Here is a 20,042-nt window from a genome sequence, read left to right on the forward strand (position 1 = left end):
CGCGCCTGCGCCGCCGCCGGCCGGGTCCCCGCGAGATTCAATCGATACCGATGCGAGCGTGCTTGCAGGACCCGGCACGCACACAGGAGGAACCAACATGTCCGCCACGATCGACCACACCACCGAACTGGACCACCTGCTCGCCACTGCCGTGCAGGACGACAAGGAAGCCGGCATCTTCCGCTGCCGCCGCGACATCTTCACGAACGAGGCGCTGTACGAGCTCGAGATGAAGCACATCTTCGAGGGCAACTGGGTATACCTCGCGCACGAGAGCCAGATCCCGAACAACAACGATTACTACACGACGTGGATCGGCCGCCAGCCGGTCGTCATCACGCGCGACAAGACCGGCGAGCTGCACGCGGTGATCAATGCGTGCGCGCACAAGGGCGCGATGCTGTGCCGCCGCAAGCACGGCAACAAGGGCAGCTTCACGTGCCCGTTCCACGGCTGGACCTTCTCGAACACCGGCAAGCTGCTGAAGGTGAAGGACGAGAAGACGACCGAGTATCCGGTGCAGTTCAACACGCACGGCTCGCACGACCTGAAGAAGGTCGCGCGATTCCAGAATTACCGCGGCTTCCTGTTCGGCAGCCTGAGCGACGACGTGCTGCCGCTCGAGGAGTACCTCGGCGAGGCGCGCGTGATCATCGACCAGATCGTCGACCAGGCGCCGAACGGGCTCGAAGTGCTGCGCGGCAACTCCTCCTACATCTACGAAGGCAACTGGAAGATGCAGATGGAGAACGGCTGCGACGGCTATCACGTGAGCACCGTGCACTGGAACTACGCGGCGACGATGGGCCGCCGCAAGGAAGACGGCACCAAGGCCGTCGACGCGAACAGCTGGAGCAAGTCGGTCGCGGGCGTGTATGGCTTCGACAACGGCCACATCCTGTTGTGGACCAAGACGATGAACCCCGAAGTGCGGCCCGTGTACCAGCACCGCGACGAGATCAAGGCGCGCGTCGGCGACGTGCAGGCCGACTTCATCGTGAACCAGACGCGCAACCTGTGCGTGTACCCGAACGTGTTCCTGATGGACCAGTTCAGCACTCAGATCCGCGTGGTGCGCCCGCTCGGCGTCGACAAGACCGAAGTCAGCATCTTCTGTTTCGCGCCGAAGGGCGAGAGCGAAGCCGACCGCACGACGCGCATCCGCCAGTACGAGGACTTCTTCAACGTGACCGGAATGGGCACGGCCGACGACCTCGAGGAGTTCCGCGCATGCCAGGCCGGCTATGCGGGCATCACGGCGATGTGGAACGACCTGTCGCGCGGCGCGCCGCTATGGATCGACGGGCCGGACGAGAACGCGAAAAGAATGGGGCTGAACCCGCGCATCTCGGGCGAGCGCAGCGAGGACGAAGGGCTGTTCGTGTGCCAGCACGAACACTGGGTGCACGTGATGCGCGATGCACTGAAGAAGGAACGCGGGGAGGTGGAAGCATGAACATCGATTACCGGACCATCTGCGCGGCGCTGTATCGCGAAGCGCGCCTGCTCGACGACCGCGAGTGGGACGAGTGGCTGACCTGCTACACGGAAGACGTCACGTACTGGATGCCCGCGTGGGACGACGACGACCGGCCGACCGACGATCCGCACAGCCAGATCTCGCTGATGTATTACGCGGATCGCGGCGGCCTCGAGGATCGCGTGTTCCGGATCAAGACCGAGCGCAGCGGCGCGTCGACGCCCGAGCCGCGCACCAGCCACAACGTGACGAACGTCGAGGTGCTGGCCGAGCGCGACGGCGAGGTGGACGTGCGCTACAACTTCCACACGCTGAACCACCGCTACCGCGTGACCGATCACTTCTTCGGCACGATGTTCGTTACGTTGCGCCGCTCGGGCGAAGCATGGCTGATCTCGAACAAGAAGATCGTGCTGAAGAACGACTACATCAGGCAGGTGCTCGACGTGTACCACGTCTGACGCCGATCGATTCGACAAGTAACACCGGGAGACGATGTCATGTCCACCTACAAGATTGCACTGAACTTCGAGGACGGGGTCACCCGCTTCATCGACTGCAAGGCCGGCGAGAAGGTGCTCGACGCCGCGTTCCGCGCGAAGATCAACCTGCCGATGGACTGTTCCGACGGCGTGTGCGGCACCTGCAAGTGCCGCGCGGAGAGCGGCAGCTACGATCTCGGCGACGATTACATCGACGACGCGCTCACCGAGGATGAAAAGGACGGCGGTCTCGTCCTGACGTGCCAGATGGTGCCGCAAAGCGATTGCGTGATCGCGGTGCCGAGCTCGTCGATCGCCTGCAAGACCGGCCACAGCGCGTTCGCCGCGACCGTGACGAAGGTCGAGCCGCACAACGATGCGGCGATCGTGCTCGAACTCGACGTCGATGCGGCCGCGCCGGTGTTCCTGCCCGGCCAGTACGTGAACATCGGCGTGCCGGGCAGCGGCCAGCACCGGTCGTATTCGTTCTCGTCCGCGCCGGGCGACACGAAGGTCGGATTCCTGATCAAGAAGATTCCCGGCGGCGTGATGAGCACGTGGCTCGAATCGGCCAGACCCGGCGACACGCTCGAACTGAACGGGCCGCTCGGCAGCTTCTACCTGCGCGATGCGGCGCGGCCGCTGCTGTTCCTCGCGGGCGGCACGGGCCTCGCGCCGTTCCTGTCGATGCTCGAGGTGCTCGCGCGCAGCGGCTCGCGGCAGAAGGTGCACCTGATCTACGGCGTGACGCGCGATCTCGACCTGGTGCTGGTCGACGCGATCGAAGCGTATGTGGCGAAGCTGCCGAACTTCAGCTTCTCGACCGTCGTTGCCGATGCGGGGTCGAGCCATCCGCGCAAGGGCTGGGTCACGCAGCACATTCCGGCCGATGCGCTGAACGACGGCGACGTGGATGTCTACCTGTGCGGGCCGCCGCCGATGGTCGACGCGGTGCGCCAGTACTTCGACGATGCAGGCGTGAAGCCCAACAGCTTCCACTACGAGAAGTTCACCCCGAACGTGACGGCAAAGGCGGCATGACCATGCAACGATTCTCTGGAAAGGTCGTTGTCGTCACCGGCGCGGCGCAGGGCATCGGCCGCGGCGTCGCGCTGCGCGCGGCGGCCGAGGGCGGCCGCGTGCTGTTCGTCGATCGCGCGGATTTCGTGGCGGAGGTGGCCGCCGAGGCGCCGGGCGGCAACACGGCCGGATTCGTCGCGGATCTCGAGACCTACGACGGCGCGCGCGCGGCGATGGCGTGCGCGGTCGCGACGTTCGGCCGGATCGACGTGCTGATCAACGGCGTCGGCGGCGCGATCCGGATGCGGCCGTTCGCCGAGTTCGAGCCCGAGCAGATCGACGCGGAAATCCGCCGCTCGCTGATGCCGACGCTCTACAGTTGCCACGCGGTGCTGCCGCACTTGCTGGCTGGGGGCGGCGGCACGATCGTCAACGTGTCGTCGAACGCGACGCGCGGCATTCGCCGCGTGCCATATTCGGCCGCGAAAGGCGGCGTCAATGCGCTGACGGCGGCGCTCGCGATGGAATACGCGGAGCAAGGCATCCGCGTGGTCGCGACCGCGCCGGGCGGCACCACGGCGCCGCCGCGCCGCGTGCCGCGCAATGCGGCTGGGGACAATGCGCAGGAACAGGCTTGGATGGCCGAAGCGGTGCGGCAGGTGACCGATTCGACGTTCTTCAAGCGTTACGGCACGCTCGATGAACAGATCGCGCCGATCCTGTTCCTCGCGTCGGACGAAGCGAGTTACATCACCGGCACGGTGCTGCCGGTCGCGGGCGGCGATACGGGTTGAGCGGCCGGGTTGCCTGTTCCCCCGCTGCTTCAGCGATGCGCGCGCCCCGGTCAGGCGTGCGCGCGATGACCATCGAAAAACCGGCCGACATGGAACGTCCGGCCACGGAGACACTCATGCGCGAGCGCGAAGCGATCATCCCCGCGGGAATGGAAGCCGTATACGAAAAAATCGGTTATGCGCCGGCGATCAAGGCGGGCGATACCGTGTACGTATCCGGCCAGATCGGCCGCGACGCGGCGATGCAACTGGTGGAAGAACGCGAGGCGCAGATCGTGCAGGCGTTCGAGAATCTCAGGCTGGTGCTCGAGGCGGCCGGCGCGTCGCTCGACGACGTGGTCGACCTGACGACCTTTCATACCGACATGCGCGACCTGCCGCTATTCATGGCGGTGCGCGACCGCTATCTCCATGCGCATCCGCGGCCGGCGTGGACCGCGGTCGGCGCGCACATGCTCGGCGGGGCGCCCGGTTATATCGTCGAAATCAAGGCGGTTGCCGTGCTGCGGGGATAGTCGCTGCCGCTGCTGGTGAGACGACACGATTCCACCGCTTGCCGCCCCCATCGGATGCAGACGTGCGGCCCGTCTACCGCCGGATCGCCGCTCGCAACCGCCTCACGTCCTGTTCTGACACCGGTGCGGCGCGATTTCCCCACGCGCCGCGCACATAGCTGACCACCGCGGCGATCTCGCTGCTCGTCAGCGCGCCGCGCATCGCCGGCATCCGCTGCACGGGGCCGTGCGTGCCGGGCGCCGGCCGCGCGCCTTCGACGACGATCCGGATCGCGCTGGCATGACCGGCGATGAACGCCGCAATCCGGCGGTCGAGACCTGGATGTGCGATCTCACAAGTGCAACTAACGGTCAATCGCGGTCCCGCCCCCGACACGGATACGCACGCGATGCGGCAACGCGGTGTCGCCCGACGCTGATGCAGGAACTGCGCTTGCAGGGGGCGGCCGGATCCCGTACCGCGTGATTCCGGACACGTCACCGACGCACGCACCGTTTTTTACGCTCGGCGTCCCCGTTGCCGACGGCGTTCGCCGACCGCCGGCGCAGACGCAGACGGTCCACGCACCTTTGCCGCGACGAAGCGGCCGGTGCGCGACATCGCACTTACCGGCACGCGCGTGAAAACAGCAGCGAATCGGCGTCGTTGAAGCGAATCTGCACCGGATCTGCATACCCGGCCTTCTGCGCGACGCGGATCGACGCGATGTTGGTCGGTGCAATCAGGCACACGCTGCGCTCGAACCGGTGCTGCGCATCGAGCCAGCCGAGCGCATGCGACAGCGCTTCGGTCGCATAGCCCTTGCCGTGCGCCCAGCTCGCGAGCGCCCAGCCGGCTTCCGGCACGCTGCGAATCGACGGCTCGATCGCGCGATGGAAGTCGGCGAAGCCGAGATCGCCGACGTAGCGGCCCGACGACTTCTCGCGAATCGCCCAGTAGCCGTAGCCGAGCAGCGGCCACAGTCCGCGATACGCGAGCAGCCGCATCCACGAGTCACGCGGCGCCGACGGATTGCCGTTGAAGATGTGCGCGACGACGGTCGGCTCGGCCCACATCGCGGCGAGCGCGTCGAAGTCGCCGAGCGGGTGACCTTCGAGGATCAGGCGGGGGGTATCGAGAACCGGTGGGGACGTGACGGGCGGCAGGGCGCTGGGTGTCATCGGGCGTTCCATGAGGAAAGGAAGGCGGCGCAGTGCGCCGCGCTTGGGTCCCGTACGATACCGCGGAAACTGCGGCGCGGCCGCAAATCCCCGTCTGCGGCGGGGAATGCGGCCGCATCGTCCGGCTTGCCGTCGTCCGATGATTCCGGCACGGGCTGGCGACCGCGTGGCGGCATCGCGCCCGTGCCGGGCGGTTTCTACTTACGGCTTTTCAGGAAGCTGCGCCCGTGCGCGGTGATCGACGCACCGGATCGGCCGTTCGCGGAATGGCTGACGAAGCCCGCGCCGACGAGTTCCTGCTCGACCGACCAGCCGAGGGCCGGCGCGTCGCGGCCGTAGCGCACATCGGCGAGACGCTCGAGCGCCCAGATCGCGGAGGCCGACAGGTTGGGGGTGTGGGACGTGACGTTGTCGTTCATCGCTTCCTCGGGGAGTAGTGATTCAGGGTGAACGGCACGAGGCCGTGGGATCGGGCGACGCAGCGTCAGCGTGCCTGCAGCAGGGGCAACAGCGCCTGGAGCGCTGCATCCTCGTCGGGGCCAGTGGCGAGCACCTGCGCGGACGTGCCGCCATGCATCTGTAGCGCCGCGATGGCCGTCGCGTCCTTCGCGCTGCCGCTGAGCCCGTTGGCGAGCAGCAGGATGTCGCTTTCGAAGCGGTGTGCCGCCGCGACGATCGCGTCACACGACGCGATCGCACGCCTGCGGCTCCAGGCGGGGCCGATTTCAACGTAGACGACGGTTGCCACGATGCGGATCAACCTCGGGGAAAGTCGCCGGAACGGCGTGGAGCGGCCGGCGGGCAGCACGGCGGGACCGCGCGGAGCGCGGTTTCCCGACGGGGCGCCGGGTGTTGTGTACCAGGCATCGGTGCATCATTCATCTCGAACATGTCGACATCCTCAGCGAAACCGCCATCAAGTCCGGCGAATGATCGAAAGCTGACAATTATAATACAGCAACGTGTTTATGTGTATTGCATTATAATGCCGTGTGCGCGACATGCTGTCTGGCCGATTTGTCGACGGGACAGTACGGCGCGCGGTCCGGCCACGTGCTTGCGTGTCCGGCATTTTTTTATCGATTGACGTGAACTCCCACCGAATGGAAGCTGCAATGAACGCCGCCCCCGCCTGCCCGCAATGCGCGATGGAAAACACCTACCCGGATGGCACGCTGACCGTGTGCGCGGACTGCGGCCATGAATGGTCGGCCGGAGCCGGCGCCGATGCGGGCGACGAACCGGCGGGCGACGTCGTCAAGGACGCGAATGGCAACGTGCTGTCGGACGGCGATTCGGTCGTGCTGATCAAGGACTTGCGCGTGAAGGGTTCGTCGATCACGCTGAAGATGGGCACCAAGGTCAAGAGCATCCGTCTCGTCGGCGGCGATCACGAAGTCGATTGCAAGACCGACATGGGCGGCTTCATGCTGAAGGCCTGCTACCTGAAGAAGGTATGACCGCACGCGGTACGAGCGATTCTCCGATCAACCGGGCCTGTCGAGCATGAGCGAGGATCGAATTTCCTATGACGCGTTCCTGCAGTTCCTGGCGGCGCCGTTGAACGACGGCCGTCCGTTCGTGCTCGAGACGAAGCACGCGGTGTCGCTGCACTTCGACCACTTCGGCACGCAGAGCTTCATGTCGCTGAAGGATCCGGTCAGGCTTGAACTCGACTATACGCGCGTGATGATGGGTTTCCTGCTGCTGCAGCCGGCGCCCGCGCGTATCTGCATGATCGGGCTCGGCGGTGGATCGCTGGCGAAGTACTGCTATCGGCACCTGCCCAACACGGCGATCGACGCTGTCGAGATCAATCCGGACGTGATCGCGCTGCGCGACGTGTTCAGGATTCCGCAAGACGACGCGCGCTTCGCGGTAGTCTGCGCGGACGGCGCAGACTACGTCGCGCGGCCGGACGTCCAGGCGGACGTGATCCTGCACGACGCGTTCGTCGCCGATGGCATGCCGGGCCGCTGCACGGGCACCGCGTTTCTCGACGCGTGCCGTGCGCGGCTGAGCGAAACGGGCGTGCTCGCGATCAACTTTATGGACGACGATCCCGCGTTGCCGCGGCATCTCGAGCAACTGCGTGCGGTGTTCGACGATTCGTGCGCGCTGGTGCCGTGCGGCGACGACAACAACTTCATCGCGTTCGCGTGGAAGAACGGCAACCCGCTGCCGTCGCTGCGCATCCTGCTCGAGCGCGCGCTGGGATTCGGCTCGGCGGGCGCGCTCAAGCTCTCGTCCACCGCTCGGCGCATGAAGGAAGGCGAGTGCATCGATCCCGCGCGGCTCGTCTGGCGCGCGCGCGAACATCCACGATGGGAAATCTGCGCCTGACGGCGGGGCGGGTTCGACTGCGCTTACTTCAGCCCTTGCTTCACGCGCTTGCCGAGCGGGCTCTTGGTCTTGTACGTGACGCCGTGTTTGTCGAGATACTCGCGGATCAACTGACGCACGACTTGCGACGGTGTGAGGTCCTGCTCCGCGCAGAGCATTTCGAATGCTTCTTTTTTGGCGGGATCGATCAGGACGGTCAGGCGGGCGGTTTTCGTTTCCATCGGGATGGCAAGGGTGGTCGATATGTTAATCAAATTATAATCGATCCGCTTTCGGTGCCAAATGTGTCATGTCGGTTCGTGCACCGGCACACCCGGGAGCCTCGGATTGCTCGAAGCATATGGAAAACATGATAACAAGATTATCATGCTCTGTTGGTTGTATTGGGCTTTAAGTACAATATCGACCGGGGCTGCCGGCTCCGGCTTGCCCGAGCGGCTCCGTCGTCCGCACGGCCGGTGACCCGGCTGCTTCCGTTTCCACGCGGCGTGCGTGCACCGTCACTGCGGCGCTGCCTGGTCGTCTCTTCGCCTTTACTACACAGCCACTTCGCTATCCGCCTCATGACCCCGATCAAGTTCGTTCTCCGCTACACGGCGATTCCTTTCGTAGCCATCGTGGCCGTCGTGGTGTGGGCAGTCGCGCCGTCGTCGAAAGAGGTCGACGCGCGGCAATATGCGGCGCTGTCGCGCGGATACGCGAGCTTTCCGCTACCGTTTCGACATGAAATTTCGGAAGCGATGGAGCAGGGCCGGATCAGCGACCGGCGTTACCAGACGCTCGTTCGCGATTCGCTGGGTAATGGTGTGGCGCTGGACTGGCCGGCGTCAGGTGTTGCCGACGTCGCTGCCGAGCGGCAAAGACTGGCCGAACTGCTGAAGGCCGATTCCGGCCTGGAGGAACATCAACAATGAAGATTGCGCTGGTTTCGGTGGCTTTCGTGATGATTATCGGAAGCCTGGTTTTCGCGCTGTATTTCATGAATCACGACCGGGGCGGCAGCAAGCGGATGGCGTGGTCGCTCGCGGCGCGCGTCGGGCTGTCGATCACGCTGTTCCTGTCGCTGCTGATCGCATACCGGCTCGGGTGGATCGAGCCGACGGGGCTGCCGATCGGGCGGTGATGCGCGGCATTCGCCCTCGCTGCCGCAGCAAACGAGGTATTGCCGACGGAAGGATTGCCACGAGCATCCGTTTCAGTATCAGCGTGATCGGCAAGCTGTCAAAATGCCGCGCAGCAGATCGATCGGCGGCGGCGGACATCCAGGAATGGTCACATCGACGGGCAGGACCGACGAAACGGGGCCGCACACGGCGTAGCTGTCGGCAAAAATGCCGCCCGTGCACGCGCACTCGCCGGCTGCGACGACCAGCTTCGGCGCCGGCGTCGCCTCGTACGCGGCAAGCACGGCTGCCTTCATGTTCAGCGTGACAGGGCCGGTCACGAGCAGCAGGTCCGCATGGCGCGGGCTGGCGACGAATTTGATCCCGAGCCCTTCGATGTTGTAGTACGGGTTACTCAGTGCGTGAATCTCCAGTTCGCAGCCGTTGCACGAACCCGCATCGATCTGCCGGATGCACAGCGCGCGGCCGAGGAGATCGAGAATGTCCTGACGAATCTGCTGCGCCTCGTGTCGCCAGGCGGCTTCGGCGGTCGGCACGGGCTCGTCGGGAAATTCAGTGCGCGCAAATTGACGGATGAGTTGCCACATCAGAGATCGTGCCCCGCGTAGTTCAGATTGAACGATTTGTTGATCAGCGGGAAATCGGGAACGATGTTGCCAATGATCGCGTGCTCGAGCGCCGGCCAGTTCTGCCATGACGGATCGTGGCAATGGCATCGAGCGATGGCATCGCCTGATGCCATCTCGAGCGCGACGAATACGTCGCCGCGCCAGCCCTCCACCCAGCCGATTCCCCTGGATGGCGCCGCAGCGGGCGTGACGCTGACGGCGATCGGCCCTTCCGGAAGATTCGCCAGCAGTTCGCCCATCAGACGCAGCGATTCGTCGATTTCGGCAAACCGCACGGCGACCCGCGCGGCGACGTCGCCGCGCGGGTCGCTTGCCACCTTGATGGCCAGATCGCCGTAAGGGGCCGGCCGCAGGTTCGCGCGCACGTCGAATGTCTGGCCGCTGGCGCGGGCGGCCATGCCGCGCACGCCGAAATGCGCGACGACGTCGGCATTCAATCGGCCGGTGCCGAGAAACCGGTCCTGCAGCCCGGACTGCTCCTCGTAGATCTTCCGCATCACGTGTACTTCGCGCGCGATGCGTTCGCACTGTTCGGTGAGGGTCGCCGCGTCCTCGGGATGAATGTCGACGGCCAGCCCGCCCGGCACGATTCGATCCATCAGGTATCGATGCCCGAAGATTCCGCCGTTGGTCCGTACCCAGTTCTCCTTGAGCCGCGAGAACTGTGCGAGACCGAACGCGAATCCGGCGTCGTTGCCGAGTGCGCCGAGGTCGCCGAGGTGATTGGCGATGCGCTCGCGCTCGAGCAGGAGTGCGCGCAGAACCAGCGCACGCGCCGGCACGGCTGTGCCGCACGCCTGCTCGAGTGCCATGCAATAGGCCCACGAGAACGCAACGGTCGAATCGCCGGCGACCCGGCCCGCAACGCGATGGCCGTTCGACGCGGCCGTCCGTTCGAACAGCCGTTCGACGCCGCGATGCACATAGCCGAGCCGCTCCTCGAGCCGCAGCACCTTCTCTCCGACGACCGAAAACCGGAAATGGCCCGGCTCGATGATGCCGGCGTGAATCGGCCCGACGGCAATCTCGTGCACGCCTTCGCCGACAACCTGCACGAACGGGTAATCCGCTTCGTTCGATTCGAATCGCTCGATTCCGGTTGCACGCTTTTGCAGCGGAAAGTAGTCGCCGGGCCAGTTACCGTGATTGAGCCACGGGCGCGTGTCGCGCGTGTTGCGCTCGCGCAGGCCGGTCAGGTCGAAAATTGCGCGCTGCATGCGCGTTGCGGCGGGAAACACGCCCGCGAGATCGGGATAGTCGCCGTCGGCCCGCGGTTCCGGCCCTGTCGCGAGACGCACCCACAGGACGCCGTCGTCGCATTCGTAAGCCGCGTTGACTGAAAATTCGCGCTCGGGCGTTTCGGTGCCCCACATCGCAACGAGCCGGCTACGGTCCGTCCGCGCGGCATGCGCGATGTCGAGCCATCGCGCTTCGTCGACGTCAACCACGGTAGCCGGCACCTGGCCTGCTTCGTGCCCGAGGCGAGTCGAGCCGTCCGCCTGAATCAAGTCGAGTCGCATCGCTTATCCTGCCAGCATCGTTGCCGCCTGACGGTACCACATCGCCAGATAGGGCGGCACGTACAGACCCAGCATCAGGCCGAGCCCCAGATGCACGAACACCGGCAGCAGCGCCGGCCGGTGTTCGAGCGGCGTCGCCGTCGTCGTTTCGCCGAACACCATCCGCTGCACGCGCGCGAAGATCGCCGCGAACGCGACGGCGAGCCCGAGCAGCAGCAACGGCGCGGTCCACGGGAGCACGTTCATCGCCGTCGTCAGGATCAGGAATTCGCTTGCGAACACGCCGAACGGCGGCAGCCCGAGAATGGCAAGCGCGCCAAGCATCAATGCCCAGCCGACCGTCGGGCTGACCTGCAGCAGCCCGCGAATGCCGTCGATCGCCTGCGTGCCGGCCTTTTGCGCGGCATGACCGACCGCGAAGAAGATCGCCGACTTGACGAGGGAATGGACCGTCATGTGCAGCAATCCGGCGAACGTCGCGATCGGGCCGCCGAGCCCGAACGCGAACGTCATCAAGCCCATATGCTCGATCGACGAGTACGAGAACAGGCGCTTCACGTCCTTCTGCCGGAACAGCGAGAACGACGCGATCAGGACCGACGCGAGCCCGAACCCGACCAGCAATCGCCCCGGCAGGCCGTTGCCGAGCGCGCCGTCGGCCAGCACCTTGCAGCGCAGCACCGCATACAGCGCGACATTCAGCAGCAGGCCTGACAGCACCGCCGAAATCGGCGTCGGACCTTCGGCGTGCGCGTCCGGCAGCCAGCTATGCATCGGCACGAGGCCGACCTTGGTGCCGTAGCCGACCAGCAGAAACACGAAGGCGATCGACACGATCGTCGGATCGAGTTGTGTCCTGATCGCGGCCAGGCTCGTCCACAGCAGCGCGTCGCCGTCGGTCAGTTGCCGGCTCGCGGCAAGATACAGCAGGATCGTGCCGAATAGCGCCTGGGCGATGCCGACGCCGCACAGGATGAAGTATTTCCATGCGGCTTCGAGGCTCGCGGCGGTGCGGTAGACACTGACGAGCAACACGGTGGCGAGCGTTGCGGCTTCCATCGCGACCCACAGCACGCCGACGTTGTCGGTCAGCAGCGCGAGCAGCATCGCGAACATGAAGAGCTGATACATGCTGTGATAGAGCCGCATGCGCGCGGCGGTCATCCTGCCGCGGGCTTCCTCGATCTGCATGTAGGGCCGGGAAAACAGCGATGTCGTCCAGCCGACGAACGCCGTGAGCGCCACGAGATAGACATTGAACGGATCGACGAAAAACGCGCGTCCGAATGCGAACGACGGACCGTACTCGACGGTGCGCGCGGCAAGCACCAGCGTTGCTGCGAACGTCAGGAAGCTGAAGCCGATGTTCAGATGGCGCGCGACCCGGCTCGGCCGCACGCAGGCAAGGCACGCTGCTCCCGCGAGCGGCAGGCCGAGCACGGCGAGCACGACGTGGGCGTCATTCATCTTTGAGTTTCTCGAGGTGATGGATGTCCAGGCTGTCGAACTGCTCGCGAATCTGGAACATGAAGATGCCCAGGATCAGGATGCCGATCAGCACGTCGAGCCCGATGCCGAGCTCGACGATCATCGGCATGCCGTTGGTCGCGGCAGCCGCCGCGAAGAACAGCCCGTTTTCCATCGACAGGAAGCCGATCACCTGAGGAATGGCCTTCGCGCGCGTGATCATCGCCATGAACGACAGCAGCACGCATGCGAGCGCAATGCCGAGCGTGCCGCGTGCGACCGATGTCGCGAGCTGGCTGATCGGCGCCGCGACATTGAACGCGATGATGACGAGCACGATGCCGATCAGCAGCGTGGTCGGGATATTGATGAGCGGCTCGACGTCGGTCTTGACGTCGAGCCTGCGAACGAGCCGATACAGGAACCACGGGATCACACCGACCTTCAGCACGAGCGTCAGTCCGGCCGACACGTAGAGGTGCACGTCGTCCGTGACGAAGCCGAGGATCAGGTTCGCCGACACGAGCGCGACACCCTGTAGCGTATAGAGATGGATCAGGGACAGGATCCTGCGCTGGCTCAGCATCGCGAACGACAGCATCAGCAGCACGGCCGCGAGGAAATTGATCAGTTGTGTCGCATAGGCGTGCATTCATGCTCCCAGCAGCAGATGGACGAGCATGCCGATCACGGCCAGCAGGAAGGCGGTCGCCAGGAATTCCGGTACCCGGAAGATGCGCATCTTCGCGTTGGCCGTTTCGACCACGGCGAGCGTGACGCCGCCTGCCGCCAGTTTGACGAAGAGCACTGGGACGGCCAGCAGCAGCGCAACCGGATCGCCCGCATTCGCGATGCCCCACGGCACGAACAACGCGAGACCGATGCACGAATACGCGAACAGCTTGAGGCTTGCCGCCCACTCCATCAAGGCAAGGTGCCGTCCCGAATATTCAAGGATCAGCGCCTCGTGGATCATCGTGAGCTCGAGGTGAGTGGTCGGATTGTCGACCGGCAGCCGCGCATTTTCGGCCAGCGCGACCAGCGTGAACGCGATGCCGGCGAACGCCAGGCTCGGATAGATCGTGAGCTCACCACGGCCGAGTGTCGAGACGATGCTCGTCAGCAGCGTCGACTGCGTAATCAGCGAGGCCGACAGGAGCACCATCAGCAGTGCCGGCTCCGCGAGGAAGCCGATCAGCATTTCGCGGCGCGCGCCGAGCGTGCCGAACGCCGTGCCGACGTCCATCGCCGCGAGCGACAGCGTGACGCGCGCGAGCGCAAACAGGCCGACGAGCGCGATTGCATCGGCGGCGGGCGAGAGCGGCAACTCCGTCGACAGGGTTGGCACGATCGCGCACGCGAGCGTCATGGCGGCCCAGACGACATAGGGCGCGCCGCGGAACACGGCGCTTGCGCCGTGCGCGATGACCGATTCCTTGTTGAACAGCTTGTGGAGCATCCGGTACGGTTGCCAGATGGACGGTGCACGCCGGTTCTGAAGCCAGGCGCGGCATTGGTTGACCCAGCCCGTGAGCAACGGCGCGGCCGCGATCGCTATCACGATTTCGAGAGTCTGCGAGATGACGCCGGACAGGGTTACCATCGTCTCACCAGCATCAGAAGCACGATCAGCACGACGAAACTGTATGTCAGATAAACCGCGATCTTGCCCGTCTGCAGGCGGCCCACCAAGTCGGCGGTGCGTTGCGTCAGTGCCGCGATGCGCAAGTAGAGCGCGGACCAGGTGCGATCGGTCACCGACACCCGGTAGGCCGGCTGTGCGTCGAATGGCGACGGCAATTGCCGCTCGATGTGCAGCAGCGGTGCGAAGATTTCGCGGATCGGCTGCCCGAATCCTTCCGCCGTATCCTGCATTCGCGCGGTCGTGAACGGGAAGCCGCAGCCCCACGGCGCCGCGCGTCGCAGCCGGCCGTGATAAAAACGCCGCACCAGCACCCACGCGAGCCCGCAGCATGCGATGAAGAACAACATGAAAGCCGCCGGCATGTAGCTCGCGCGAGCGGCCGACACGGGCGCGAACAGCAGCCAGCCGTGATTTTCCGCGCCGACGCCGGCGCCGACCAGCGTGTGCGTGACGCGATCCAGCAGCTTGACGAACTGCGCTGGCATCAGCCCGAGCAGCACGCTGGCGGTCGCGAACCAGCAGAACGCGAGCCGTTCCCACGTGTTCGCATCGCGGGCGCGGTTCAGCTTCGCTTCTCTCGGTTGCCCGAGGAACACGATGCCGAAGAACTTGACCATCGTGTAGCCGGCCAGCGCGGCCGACATGGCGATCAGCGCGGCGGCGATCGGCACCGTCATGGCGAGCACCGAATCCGGCAAGCCTGGCGCGAACAGGAAACTCTGCAGCAACAGCCATTCGGCCGCGAAACCGCTGAGCGGCGGCAAGCCCGCGCTTGCCGCGACACCCGCGAGCACCGCCCATGCGGTCCAGGGCATGAAGCGAATCAGTCCGCCGAGCTTGCCGAGGTTGCGCTCGCCGGTGGCGTGGAGGACGGCGCCCGTACCCAGGAACAGCAAGCTCTTGAATGCGGCATGCGCGACGATCTGGTAGAGCATCGCGGTCAGTGCGAGCGCGGACAGGCTCGGCATCCCGTATGCGCGAAACAGCACGGCAAGACCGAGCGCGACGATCATCAGGCCGACGTTGTCGATCGACGAATAGGCGAGCAGGCGCTTCATGTCGGTCTGGATGGTGCTGAACACCACCCCCAGCAAAGCGGTGCTGATGCCCAGCACGAGGAGCAGCACGCCCCACCATGCGATCTGCACGTGCAACAGGTCGAACAGGGTGCGCAGCAGGCCATATAGGCCGACTTTCAGCACGAATCCGCTGAGGAGCGCCGAAACCGGCGACGGTGCCGCGGGATGGGCCTCCGGCAGCCACACGTGCAGCGGGAAGATCCCGGCTTTCGCGCCGAACCCGACAAGTGCGAACAGGAAGGCGAACGACGCGGAGAAGGTATCCAGCGACTGCGCGCGCAGGTTGGCGAAGGTGTAGTTGCCGGTGCGCGCCTGCAGAATGCCGAAGCAGAGCAGCAGCGCGAGCGCGCCGACGTGCGAGATCAGAAAATACAGATATCCCGCCCGGCGGATCTCGCCGATCCGGTGGTTGGTCATCACGAGAAACGTCGCGGATAGCGTCAGCGTCTCCCAGGCGACCATGAAAACGTATGCGTCGTCTGCGATCAACACCAGTGCGATGCTTGCGACGCAGACGTGGTATTCGAAGCAGATCAACCCGGGCGCGGATCCTTCACCCTTGCGGAAATAGCCGGCTGAAAAGGCGCCGATCCCCGTGCTGACGAGGCCGAGCACGAACAGGAAATAGCCGGACAAGCGATCGAGACGCAGATGAAAGGGCAGGCCGGGAAGCCCGATCGGCAGCACAGCCACAGACGGTTCGGCAAAGATGCCGGCGAGGCCCGCCGCGCCGGCGAGCAGTCCGACCAATGCGCCGAGCGGAAAGAGGCCGTGGGCCACCAGTCGCGTGCGACGCAGCGCCCCGAGCCCCAGCGTGCCGACCGCGAGCCACGCGGCCACGGCCAGCAGGACGAAATGGACGACCGGCATGGGTGCCATCCGGAATGTCTCCAGTACGCTCGGGTTGGACGACGTGGTTGGAATGGCCGCATCTCCCGCGACGTATTCCTGCCCGCATTATGACACCGAAAGGCCAATCCCGATAACAAGGTATGATAATGTCGTTATCATTAAAGTCTCATGACTCCTCGGATGGAACGGGCGCGCGTGGCGGTTTGTCGCGGCGCTCCGGGTTCCGCCCAGGGCGTCGTTGTCCCCCGATCCGGGCGAATGAGGGAAGATCCTATGCCTGCGCAGTACTTCCGAGGCCTGACGGGAAAACACCGTAGCGCGGCCGCGAACCGCCAGCTCGGGTTTTCGCTTGCCTTTGTTGCCGGAGCAACCAATGCCGGCGGTTTCCTCGCGGTCAAGCAATACACGTCCCACATGAGCGGGATCGTGTCGGCGATTGCGGATCAGACGGCGCTTGGCGACGTCCGGCTTGTGCTGGCCGGGGTTGGTTCGCTCGTGTCGTTTCTGGTTGGCGCCGGCTGCTCGGCGGTGCTCGTCAACTGGGGGCGCCGCCGCGGCCTGCAGAGTCAGTATGTACTGCCGTTGCTGGTGGAGGCCGCGCTGCTGCTCCTGTTCGGGCTGCTCGGCAGCCATCTCGCGTTGTGGGAAGCGTTCTTCATGCCGGTCACGGTCATCTTGCTGTGCTTCATCATGGGGCTGCAAAACGCGATGATCACAAAGCTGTCGGGGGCGGAAATCCGCACGACGCACATGACGGGCATCGTGACGGACCTCGGTATCGAGCTTGGCAAACTCTTTTACTGGAATCGCTCGAATGCAGACATGCACGCGCATGCGGTGATCGCAAACCGCGCGAAGCTCAGGATTCACGGAACGATGCTGGCGTCGTTTTTTGTCGGCGGGCTGGCCGGCGCAATCGGCTTCAAGCATGTCGGCTACGTGTCGACCGTGCCGCTTGCCGCAGCGCTCGTCACGCTGGCGATCGTGCCCGTTGTCGACGACGTGCTTGAATATCTCTATCGGCTTGACCGGAGGTCGTGAGCCGGTCGCCGAGCCGGATCAACGCGCGTGTGCCGCATGTTCTCCGGTGCTGTAGGCAAGGGCCGTTACATTATAATTCGATTAGCATATTTGCCGACTCTATCTGCAATGGAAACGAAAACCGCACGCTTGACCATCCTGATCGATCCCGCCAAGAAAGAAGCGTTCGACATGCTCTGCGCGGAGCAGGACCTGACGCCGTCGCAAGTCGTGCGGCAGTTGATCCGCGAGTATCTCGAGCAACACGGCGTGAGCTACAGGACGAAGAGCGCGCTCGGCAAGCGGGTGAAGCGAAGCGCGGGCTGAGCTCGCAAGCCGTCTAGGCGTCGATTTCCCAGTGTGCATGCCCCTGCGCATGCCAGATCAACCGCTTTGGATCGAGGCGTTCTCCCTCTTTCATGCGCCGAGCGGTTGACGACAGCTTGAGTTCGCCGGCAAACGCGAACGAGAGCGCGCGTTCGAACAGAACTTGCCTCGATGGCAAACGAAGCGACCCTTTCCAGGCGAACGCGACGAAATTGCTGTCGTCGTCGCATCGGACAACCGCATACGAAGGGCCGAACACGGAGCCCAGGCGCTCGATGTGAGCGGGCAGCGACGGGTCGTCGTCCGCCAGATTGATCGCGAGCACTCCGGAATCGCTCAATCGCTCGCGACAGGCGGTAAAGAACGCGATATCCGCACACCGGCTCGGCATGCCTTCCGCGACGAAGGCATCCAGCAGGATCACGTCGGTGTGGACATCCTCCCGTGTCACGTACTCCGCGCCATCTGCACAGATCACCTTGAATCGAGCGTCGTCTGCCGGAATCCTGAACACGTCGCGTAGTGCGATCACTTCCGGATTGATTTCGACCGCGTCGATGGTCGCGCAGGGCAGATGCCGATAGCAGTACTTTGCCAAGGAGCCGCCCCCGAGCCCGATCATGCACATATGTCCGGCAGCCGGGTGCAGCAGCAGACATCCCATCATGGTTCGCGTATAGCCGAGCGCCAGTTTGTCGGGCGTGCGCAGCGACATGAAACTTTGGGTAGCCTGGTGATCGAAGTGCAGCGAGATTGCGTGCTGCGTCTCCAAAACGTACGGTCGTCCGTCATGCAGCGGGGTCGACAGAAATTCGACGAACGCATCGTAGGATGTGCGGTCATGCTCCATGCTCGATCGATCCGGGTAGTCAAGTTGTAGGTGGGGGGCGCCTGCAGCGAACAGCAACGACAAGCGGGTTCGCCGTCGGTGGGCGCACGACGTCACATTTTCTTGTGAAAGCACGCGTTGAGCATGAAGCCGCCCATGTCGGTCTTGCAATCGACTTCGCGATCTCCGCCGACGAGACGGATGCCCTTGTCCTCAGTGCCCGTCTCCAGCGTGATCGACGAACCCTTCACGCGCAAGTCCTTGATCAGCACGACCGAATCGCCGTCCGACGGCACGATGGCGTTCATGTCCTTGACCGCCAGCTCGACTGATTCGTCAGTGGATTCGGTGCCGGTGCCGCCGGCCGCCCATTCGTGACCGTAGTCCACGCGCAGGGGTAGCGCGCCGTCCGGGTCTGTGTCCTGCATCGCGCGCTGCGGGCAGGCCGCGGCAGGGTTCATTGCGACTTTCATTTGGCAGATTCGGGCCGTCAGGGGAAAACGGGCGTTCACTTTCATCACCGAGGTTGCCATCGTGCCGTCGGCTCGCTCAGCGTAAAAAATGCACACTACATTATAATGCCATACACATTTTCTTATTGCTGTCTTATAATCGAATCTTGCCGCCGATCGCCGGAGTTGGGGGCGGATTCGCGGAGGTAGTCGACATGTTCGATCTGGATGGGATGCTACTGCTGCCCGATCGGCGGTCCGTATTCCTGTCGGAGGTCGCGGGAAGCCGGGGGCTTATCGTTGTGGGCGTCGGACGTGGTGGCGAGCGAGGCTTCCAGATGGTCCACCGCTTCCATGAGGCGGCTGAACGGCTCGCGGCCGCCGGTATCCATCTGGCCTTCGTTTATCCCAGGGAATCGGCTCGGCACGTGATGGATCCGATCTCAGTGGCCAGTGCGCGGTTCCGGCACCACCCGAGTCTGCTTCTCGATGCAGATGGCTGCTGTTTTGCGCTGGGCGTGCCTCCTCGATTGCTCAATGCCGTGTATCTGAGCAGCGAGATGAAGCGTCTCGCCGGTTTCGAAACGGACGTGCGCGACGCGGCATGGGAAATCGAGTTGCAGGCGTTTCTGATGGCCTGCCAGGTCGCCTCGTCCCACTGAATACCAGGGCCTGTCGCACGGCACGCGCGAAGAACATGGAAACCGTCGTCTATTTTGCGTGCCACTTGTCGATCTCCCTTCATGCGTGCGGCTTCCTCGGTCGGGGGCGCCGCAAGACGTTCGTCGCGGAAACCGAGCACCTCGTCTCACTGGACTTTGGCGGTCGTGGCATGTCTCAGTACGCATCGAGGTCGGCGTCAGTTGCGACGGGCACGCCTGAGGGTGTGCCTTGCCATTCGAGTTCCAGACATACATCACCCTTGACCATGATCCAATCTTTGGAGACGCCATGAGCGATAAGGAAACTTCAACGGTTCCGACTCTTTCGACATCCGCGATCTGGGCGCTCGAGCGCCTTGCCGATATTCGTTATGGTCGCGATACGCCCGCGCTTGGCTGGTCCATTACCCGAGAGCTCATCGGCGCTGGATTCGTGCGCTATCCGACGAACGGTCGCGGAAGCGTTTCGATTACGGCAGCCGGGCAGACGTTCCTGAAAAATCGGAAGTAGTTCTTATCGACGTCGCTCAGGAATCGCACGATCGCGTTGATTCAAACATCGTTCATGTTGTGGGCGGTTGCGTCTGATATGAAAGGCGCCAACGCGGAAGTACGCGACTGCGGATTGCTGTCGCGCGCGA

The 20,042-nt window shown here is 64.4% G+C and carries 25 protein-coding genes and 1 pseudogene; 13 read left to right on the forward strand and 13 right to left on the reverse strand.

The genetic code is table 11. From position 1 onward, the window contains the following. Window positions 1-97 precede the first annotated feature (97 nt). The 5 genes from DIE08_RS08355 (at window position 98) to DIE08_RS08375 (ending at window position 4,291) form a co-directional block, all read left to right on the forward strand. Window positions 98-1,456 (forward strand): Rieske 2Fe-2S domain-containing protein, encoded by a 1,359-nt coding sequence (locus DIE08_RS08355; RefSeq protein WP_059602466.1) that lies wholly within the window; start codon window positions 98-100, stop codon window positions 1,454-1,456. Next, window positions 1,453-1,941, forward strand: coding sequence for a benzoate 1,2-dioxygenase small subunit (gene benB / locus DIE08_RS08360; RefSeq protein ID WP_124901594.1), 489 nt, complete (start codon window positions 1,453-1,455; stop codon window positions 1,939-1,941). Before DIE08_RS08355 ends, benB begins: the two co-directional genes overlap by 4 nt. Window positions 1,942-1,980: 39 nt before the next feature. Then, the gene (benC, locus tag DIE08_RS08365; RefSeq protein ID WP_124901595.1) at window positions 1,981-3,003 is read left to right on the forward strand and encodes a benzoate 1,2-dioxygenase electron transfer component BenC; all 1,023 of its coding nucleotides are present in this window, start codon (window positions 1,981-1,983) and stop codon (window positions 3,001-3,003) included. Beyond that, window positions 3,000-3,776: a benzoate diol dehydrogenase BenD gene (gene benD / locus DIE08_RS08370; RefSeq protein WP_059602478.1), complete on the forward strand. Its 777-nt coding sequence runs from the start codon at window positions 3,000-3,002 to the stop codon at window positions 3,774-3,776. Before benC ends, benD begins: the two co-directional genes overlap by 4 nt. 116 nt (window positions 3,777-3,892) lie before the next feature. Further along, window positions 3,893-4,291, forward strand: coding sequence for a RidA family protein (locus DIE08_RS08375; protein ID WP_059602885.1), 399 nt, complete (start codon window positions 3,893-3,895; stop codon window positions 4,289-4,291). 73 nt (window positions 4,292-4,364) lie between these two features. On the opposite strand, the pseudogene DIE08_RS08380 reads toward DIE08_RS08375, so the two are convergent. The 4 genes and pseudogenes from DIE08_RS08380 to DIE08_RS08395 all read right to left on the reverse strand — a co-directional run. Further along, window positions 4,365-4,574 (reverse strand): annotated as a pseudogene (locus tag DIE08_RS08380) (c-type cytochrome); the annotation flags it as partial. 323 nt (window positions 4,575-4,897) lie between these two features. Continuing rightward, the gene (locus DIE08_RS08385; protein WP_260436477.1) at window positions 4,898-5,452 is read right to left on the reverse strand and encodes a GNAT family N-acetyltransferase; all 555 of its coding nucleotides are present in this window, start codon (window positions 5,450-5,452) and stop codon (window positions 4,898-4,900) included. A 197-nt stretch (window positions 5,453-5,649) separates the two neighbouring features. After that, the gene (locus tag DIE08_RS08390) at window positions 5,650-5,871 is read right to left on the reverse strand and encodes a hypothetical protein (protein WP_059602484.1); all 222 of its coding nucleotides are present in this window, start codon (window positions 5,869-5,871) and stop codon (window positions 5,650-5,652) included. Window positions 5,872-5,936: 65 nt separating this feature from the next. Next, window positions 5,937-6,200: an HPr family phosphocarrier protein gene (locus tag DIE08_RS08395; protein ID WP_185715837.1), complete on the reverse strand. Its 264-nt coding sequence runs from the start codon at window positions 6,198-6,200 to the stop codon at window positions 5,937-5,939. A gap of 367 nt (window positions 6,201-6,567) precedes the next feature. Here DIE08_RS08395 and DIE08_RS08400 point away from each other — a divergent pair, with 367 nt between their 5' ends. Both DIE08_RS08400 and DIE08_RS08405 read left to right on the forward strand, forming a co-directional pair. Further along, a complete protein-coding gene (locus tag DIE08_RS08400; protein WP_006752903.1) occupies window positions 6,568-6,912 on the forward strand; it encodes a zinc ribbon domain-containing protein YjdM in 345 nt (114 codons plus the stop codon). A gap of 46 nt (window positions 6,913-6,958) precedes the next feature. After that, window positions 6,959-7,795, forward strand: a complete 837-nt coding sequence (locus DIE08_RS08405) for a spermidine synthase (protein WP_124901597.1) — start codon at window positions 6,959-6,961, stop codon at window positions 7,793-7,795. A 23-nt stretch (window positions 7,796-7,818) separates the two neighbouring features. On the opposite strand, the gene DIE08_RS08410 is transcribed toward DIE08_RS08405, so the two are convergent. Further along, window positions 7,819-8,016 (reverse strand): ribbon-helix-helix protein, CopG family, encoded by a 198-nt coding sequence (locus DIE08_RS08410; RefSeq protein ID WP_059602491.1) that lies wholly within the window; start codon window positions 8,014-8,016, stop codon window positions 7,819-7,821. Between the two features lie 342 nt (window positions 8,017-8,358). On the opposite strand from DIE08_RS08410, the gene DIE08_RS08415 reads away from it, so the two are divergent. Beyond that, window positions 8,359-8,709 carry a hypothetical protein gene (locus DIE08_RS08415; protein ID WP_059602495.1) on the forward strand — a complete coding sequence of 117 codons (351 nt, stop codon included), beginning with the start codon at window positions 8,359-8,361 and terminating at the stop codon, window positions 8,707-8,709. Then, complete coding sequence (locus DIE08_RS08420) at window positions 8,706-8,918, forward strand: DUF2909 domain-containing protein (protein WP_059511443.1); 213 nt, start codon at window positions 8,706-8,708, stop codon at window positions 8,916-8,918. The genes DIE08_RS08415 and DIE08_RS08420 overlap by 4 nt, the downstream gene beginning before the upstream one ends. A gap of 78 nt (window positions 8,919-8,996) precedes the next feature. On the opposite strand, the gene DIE08_RS08425 is transcribed toward DIE08_RS08420, so the two are convergent. Genes DIE08_RS08425 through hyfB form a run of 6 tightly spaced genes read right to left on the reverse strand, consistent with a single transcriptional unit; the run spans window position 8,997 to window position 16,138 of the window. After that, window positions 8,997-9,506, reverse strand: a complete 510-nt coding sequence (locus tag DIE08_RS08425) for an NADH-quinone oxidoreductase subunit B family protein (protein WP_124901668.1) — start codon at window positions 9,504-9,506, stop codon at window positions 8,997-8,999. Next, a complete protein-coding gene (locus DIE08_RS08430) occupies window positions 9,506-11,068 on the reverse strand; it encodes an NADH-quinone oxidoreductase subunit C (RefSeq protein ID WP_124901598.1) in 1,563 nt (520 codons plus the stop codon). The genes DIE08_RS08425 and DIE08_RS08430 overlap by 1 nt, the downstream gene beginning before the upstream one ends. 3 nt (window positions 11,069-11,071) lie before the next feature. Further along, window positions 11,072-12,535: a hydrogenase 4 subunit F gene (locus DIE08_RS08435; protein WP_124901599.1), complete on the reverse strand. Its 1,464-nt coding sequence runs from the start codon at window positions 12,533-12,535 to the stop codon at window positions 11,072-11,074. Continuing rightward, a complete protein-coding gene (locus DIE08_RS08440) occupies window positions 12,528-13,187 on the reverse strand; it encodes a hypothetical protein (protein WP_059602509.1) in 660 nt (219 codons plus the stop codon). Before DIE08_RS08440 ends, DIE08_RS08435 begins: the two co-directional genes overlap by 8 nt. Beyond that, window positions 13,188-14,138 (reverse strand): respiratory chain complex I subunit 1 family protein, encoded by a 951-nt coding sequence (locus tag DIE08_RS08445; RefSeq protein ID WP_124625383.1) that lies wholly within the window; start codon window positions 14,136-14,138, stop codon window positions 13,188-13,190. After that, on the reverse strand, window positions 14,132-16,138 hold the full coding sequence (gene hyfB / locus DIE08_RS08450; protein ID WP_124901600.1) for a hydrogenase 4 subunit B: 2,007 nt from the start codon (window positions 16,136-16,138) through the stop codon (window positions 14,132-14,134). The genes DIE08_RS08445 and hyfB overlap by 7 nt, the downstream gene beginning before the upstream one ends. Before the next feature lie 246 nt (window positions 16,139-16,384). Here hyfB and DIE08_RS08455 point away from each other — a divergent pair, with 246 nt between their 5' ends. Together DIE08_RS08455 and DIE08_RS08460 are read left to right on the forward strand one after the other, a co-directional pair. Then, entirely contained in the window at window positions 16,385-17,152 is a 768-nt protein-coding gene (locus DIE08_RS08455) for a YoaK family protein (protein ID WP_059602518.1), read from the forward strand. A 108-nt stretch (window positions 17,153-17,260) separates the two neighbouring features. Continuing rightward, window positions 17,261-17,458 (forward strand): ribbon-helix-helix protein, CopG family, encoded by a 198-nt coding sequence (locus DIE08_RS08460; RefSeq protein WP_069228003.1) that lies wholly within the window; start codon window positions 17,261-17,263, stop codon window positions 17,456-17,458. 13 nt (window positions 17,459-17,471) lie between these two features. On the opposite strand, the gene DIE08_RS08465 is transcribed toward DIE08_RS08460, so the two are convergent. Both DIE08_RS08465 and DIE08_RS08470 read right to left on the reverse strand, forming a co-directional pair. Then, window positions 17,472-18,308 (reverse strand): spermidine synthase, encoded by an 837-nt coding sequence (locus DIE08_RS08465; RefSeq protein WP_124901601.1) that lies wholly within the window; start codon window positions 18,306-18,308, stop codon window positions 17,472-17,474. Window positions 18,309-18,400: 92 nt separating this feature from the next. Further along, window positions 18,401-18,748 carry an alkylphosphonate utilization protein gene (locus DIE08_RS08470; RefSeq protein ID WP_124901669.1) on the reverse strand — a complete coding sequence of 116 codons (348 nt, stop codon included), beginning with the start codon at window positions 18,746-18,748 and terminating at the stop codon, window positions 18,401-18,403. A 206-nt stretch (window positions 18,749-18,954) separates the two neighbouring features. Between DIE08_RS08470 and DIE08_RS08475 the strand changes: the two genes are divergently transcribed. Together DIE08_RS08475 and DIE08_RS08480 are read left to right on the forward strand one after the other, a co-directional pair. Next, window positions 18,955-19,401: a hypothetical protein gene (locus DIE08_RS08475; protein WP_124901602.1), complete on the forward strand. Its 447-nt coding sequence runs from the start codon at window positions 18,955-18,957 to the stop codon at window positions 19,399-19,401. A gap of 289 nt (window positions 19,402-19,690) precedes the next feature. Further along, complete coding sequence (locus DIE08_RS08480; RefSeq protein ID WP_082728952.1) at window positions 19,691-19,912, forward strand: hypothetical protein; 222 nt, start codon at window positions 19,691-19,693, stop codon at window positions 19,910-19,912. Window positions 19,913-20,042: the final 130 nt, after the last annotated feature.

This window comes from Burkholderia sp. Bp9004, assembly GCF_003858025.1.
Classification (GTDB): Bacteria; Pseudomonadota; Gammaproteobacteria; order Burkholderiales; family Burkholderiaceae; genus Burkholderia; species Burkholderia diffusa.

What these genes read in the sequence shown, in the direction of transcription:
- DIE08_RS08475 (WP_124901602.1), top strand. Translation starts at nt 18,955, where the DNA reads ATGTTCGATCTGGATGGGATGCTACTGCTGCCCGATCGGCGGTCCGTA.
- DIE08_RS08400 (WP_006752903.1), top strand. Translation starts at nt 6,568, where the DNA reads ATGAACGCCGCCCCCGCCTGCCCGCAATGCGCGATGGAAAACACCTAC.
- DIE08_RS08445 (WP_124625383.1), bottom strand. Translation starts at nt 14,138, where the DNA reads ATGGTAACCCTGTCCGGCGTCATCTCGCAGACTCTCGAAATCGTGATA.
- DIE08_RS08430 (WP_124901598.1), bottom strand. Translation starts at nt 11,068, where the DNA reads ATGCGACTCGACTTGATTCAGGCGGACGGCTCGACTCGCCTCGGGCAC.
- benC (WP_124901595.1), top strand. Translation starts at nt 1,981, where the DNA reads ATGTCCACCTACAAGATTGCACTGAACTTCGAGGACGGGGTCACCCGC.
- DIE08_RS08405 (WP_124901597.1), top strand. Translation starts at nt 6,959, where the DNA reads ATGAGCGAGGATCGAATTTCCTATGACGCGTTCCTGCAGTTCCTGGCG.
- hyfB (WP_124901600.1), bottom strand. Translation starts at nt 16,138, where the DNA reads ATGGCACCCATGCCGGTCGTCCATTTCGTCCTGCTGGCCGTGGCCGCG.
- DIE08_RS08460 (WP_069228003.1), top strand. Translation starts at nt 17,261, where the DNA reads ATGGAAACGAAAACCGCACGCTTGACCATCCTGATCGATCCCGCCAAG.
- benD (WP_059602478.1), top strand. Translation starts at nt 3,000, where the DNA reads ATGACCATGCAACGATTCTCTGGAAAGGTCGTTGTCGTCACCGGCGCG.
- DIE08_RS08410 (WP_059602491.1), bottom strand. Translation starts at nt 8,016, where the DNA reads ATGGAAACGAAAACCGCCCGCCTGACCGTCCTGATCGATCCCGCCAAA.
- DIE08_RS08355 (WP_059602466.1), top strand. Translation starts at nt 98, where the DNA reads ATGTCCGCCACGATCGACCACACCACCGAACTGGACCACCTGCTCGCC.
- DIE08_RS08390 (WP_059602484.1), bottom strand. Translation starts at nt 5,871, where the DNA reads ATGAACGACAACGTCACGTCCCACACCCCCAACCTGTCGGCCTCCGCG.
- DIE08_RS08465 (WP_124901601.1), bottom strand. Translation starts at nt 18,308, where the DNA reads ATGGAGCATGACCGCACATCCTACGATGCGTTCGTCGAATTTCTGTCG.
- DIE08_RS08420 (WP_059511443.1), top strand. Translation starts at nt 8,706, where the DNA reads ATGAAGATTGCGCTGGTTTCGGTGGCTTTCGTGATGATTATCGGAAGC.
- DIE08_RS08470 (WP_124901669.1), bottom strand. Translation starts at nt 18,748, where the DNA reads ATGAACCCTGCCGCGGCCTGCCCGCAGCGCGCGATGCAGGACACAGAC.
- DIE08_RS08455 (WP_059602518.1), top strand. Translation starts at nt 16,385, where the DNA reads ATGCCTGCGCAGTACTTCCGAGGCCTGACGGGAAAACACCGTAGCGCG.
- DIE08_RS08480 (WP_082728952.1), top strand. Translation starts at nt 19,691, where the DNA reads ATGAGCGATAAGGAAACTTCAACGGTTCCGACTCTTTCGACATCCGCG.
- DIE08_RS08440 (WP_059602509.1), bottom strand. Translation starts at nt 13,187, where the DNA reads ATGCACGCCTATGCGACACAACTGATCAATTTCCTCGCGGCCGTGCTG.
- DIE08_RS08385 (WP_260436477.1), bottom strand. Translation starts at nt 5,452, where the DNA reads ATGACACCCAGCGCCCTGCCGCCCGTCACGTCCCCACCGGTTCTCGAT.
- DIE08_RS08425 (WP_124901668.1), bottom strand. Translation starts at nt 9,506, where the DNA reads ATGTGGCAACTCATCCGTCAATTTGCGCGCACTGAATTTCCCGACGAG.
- DIE08_RS08415 (WP_059602495.1), top strand. Translation starts at nt 8,359, where the DNA reads ATGACCCCGATCAAGTTCGTTCTCCGCTACACGGCGATTCCTTTCGTA.
- DIE08_RS08435 (WP_124901599.1), bottom strand. Translation starts at nt 12,535, where the DNA reads ATGAATGACGCCCACGTCGTGCTCGCCGTGCTCGGCCTGCCGCTCGCG.
- benB (WP_124901594.1), top strand. Translation starts at nt 1,453, where the DNA reads ATGAACATCGATTACCGGACCATCTGCGCGGCGCTGTATCGCGAAGCG.
- DIE08_RS08375 (WP_059602885.1), top strand. Translation starts at nt 3,893, where the DNA reads ATGCGCGAGCGCGAAGCGATCATCCCCGCGGGAATGGAAGCCGTATAC.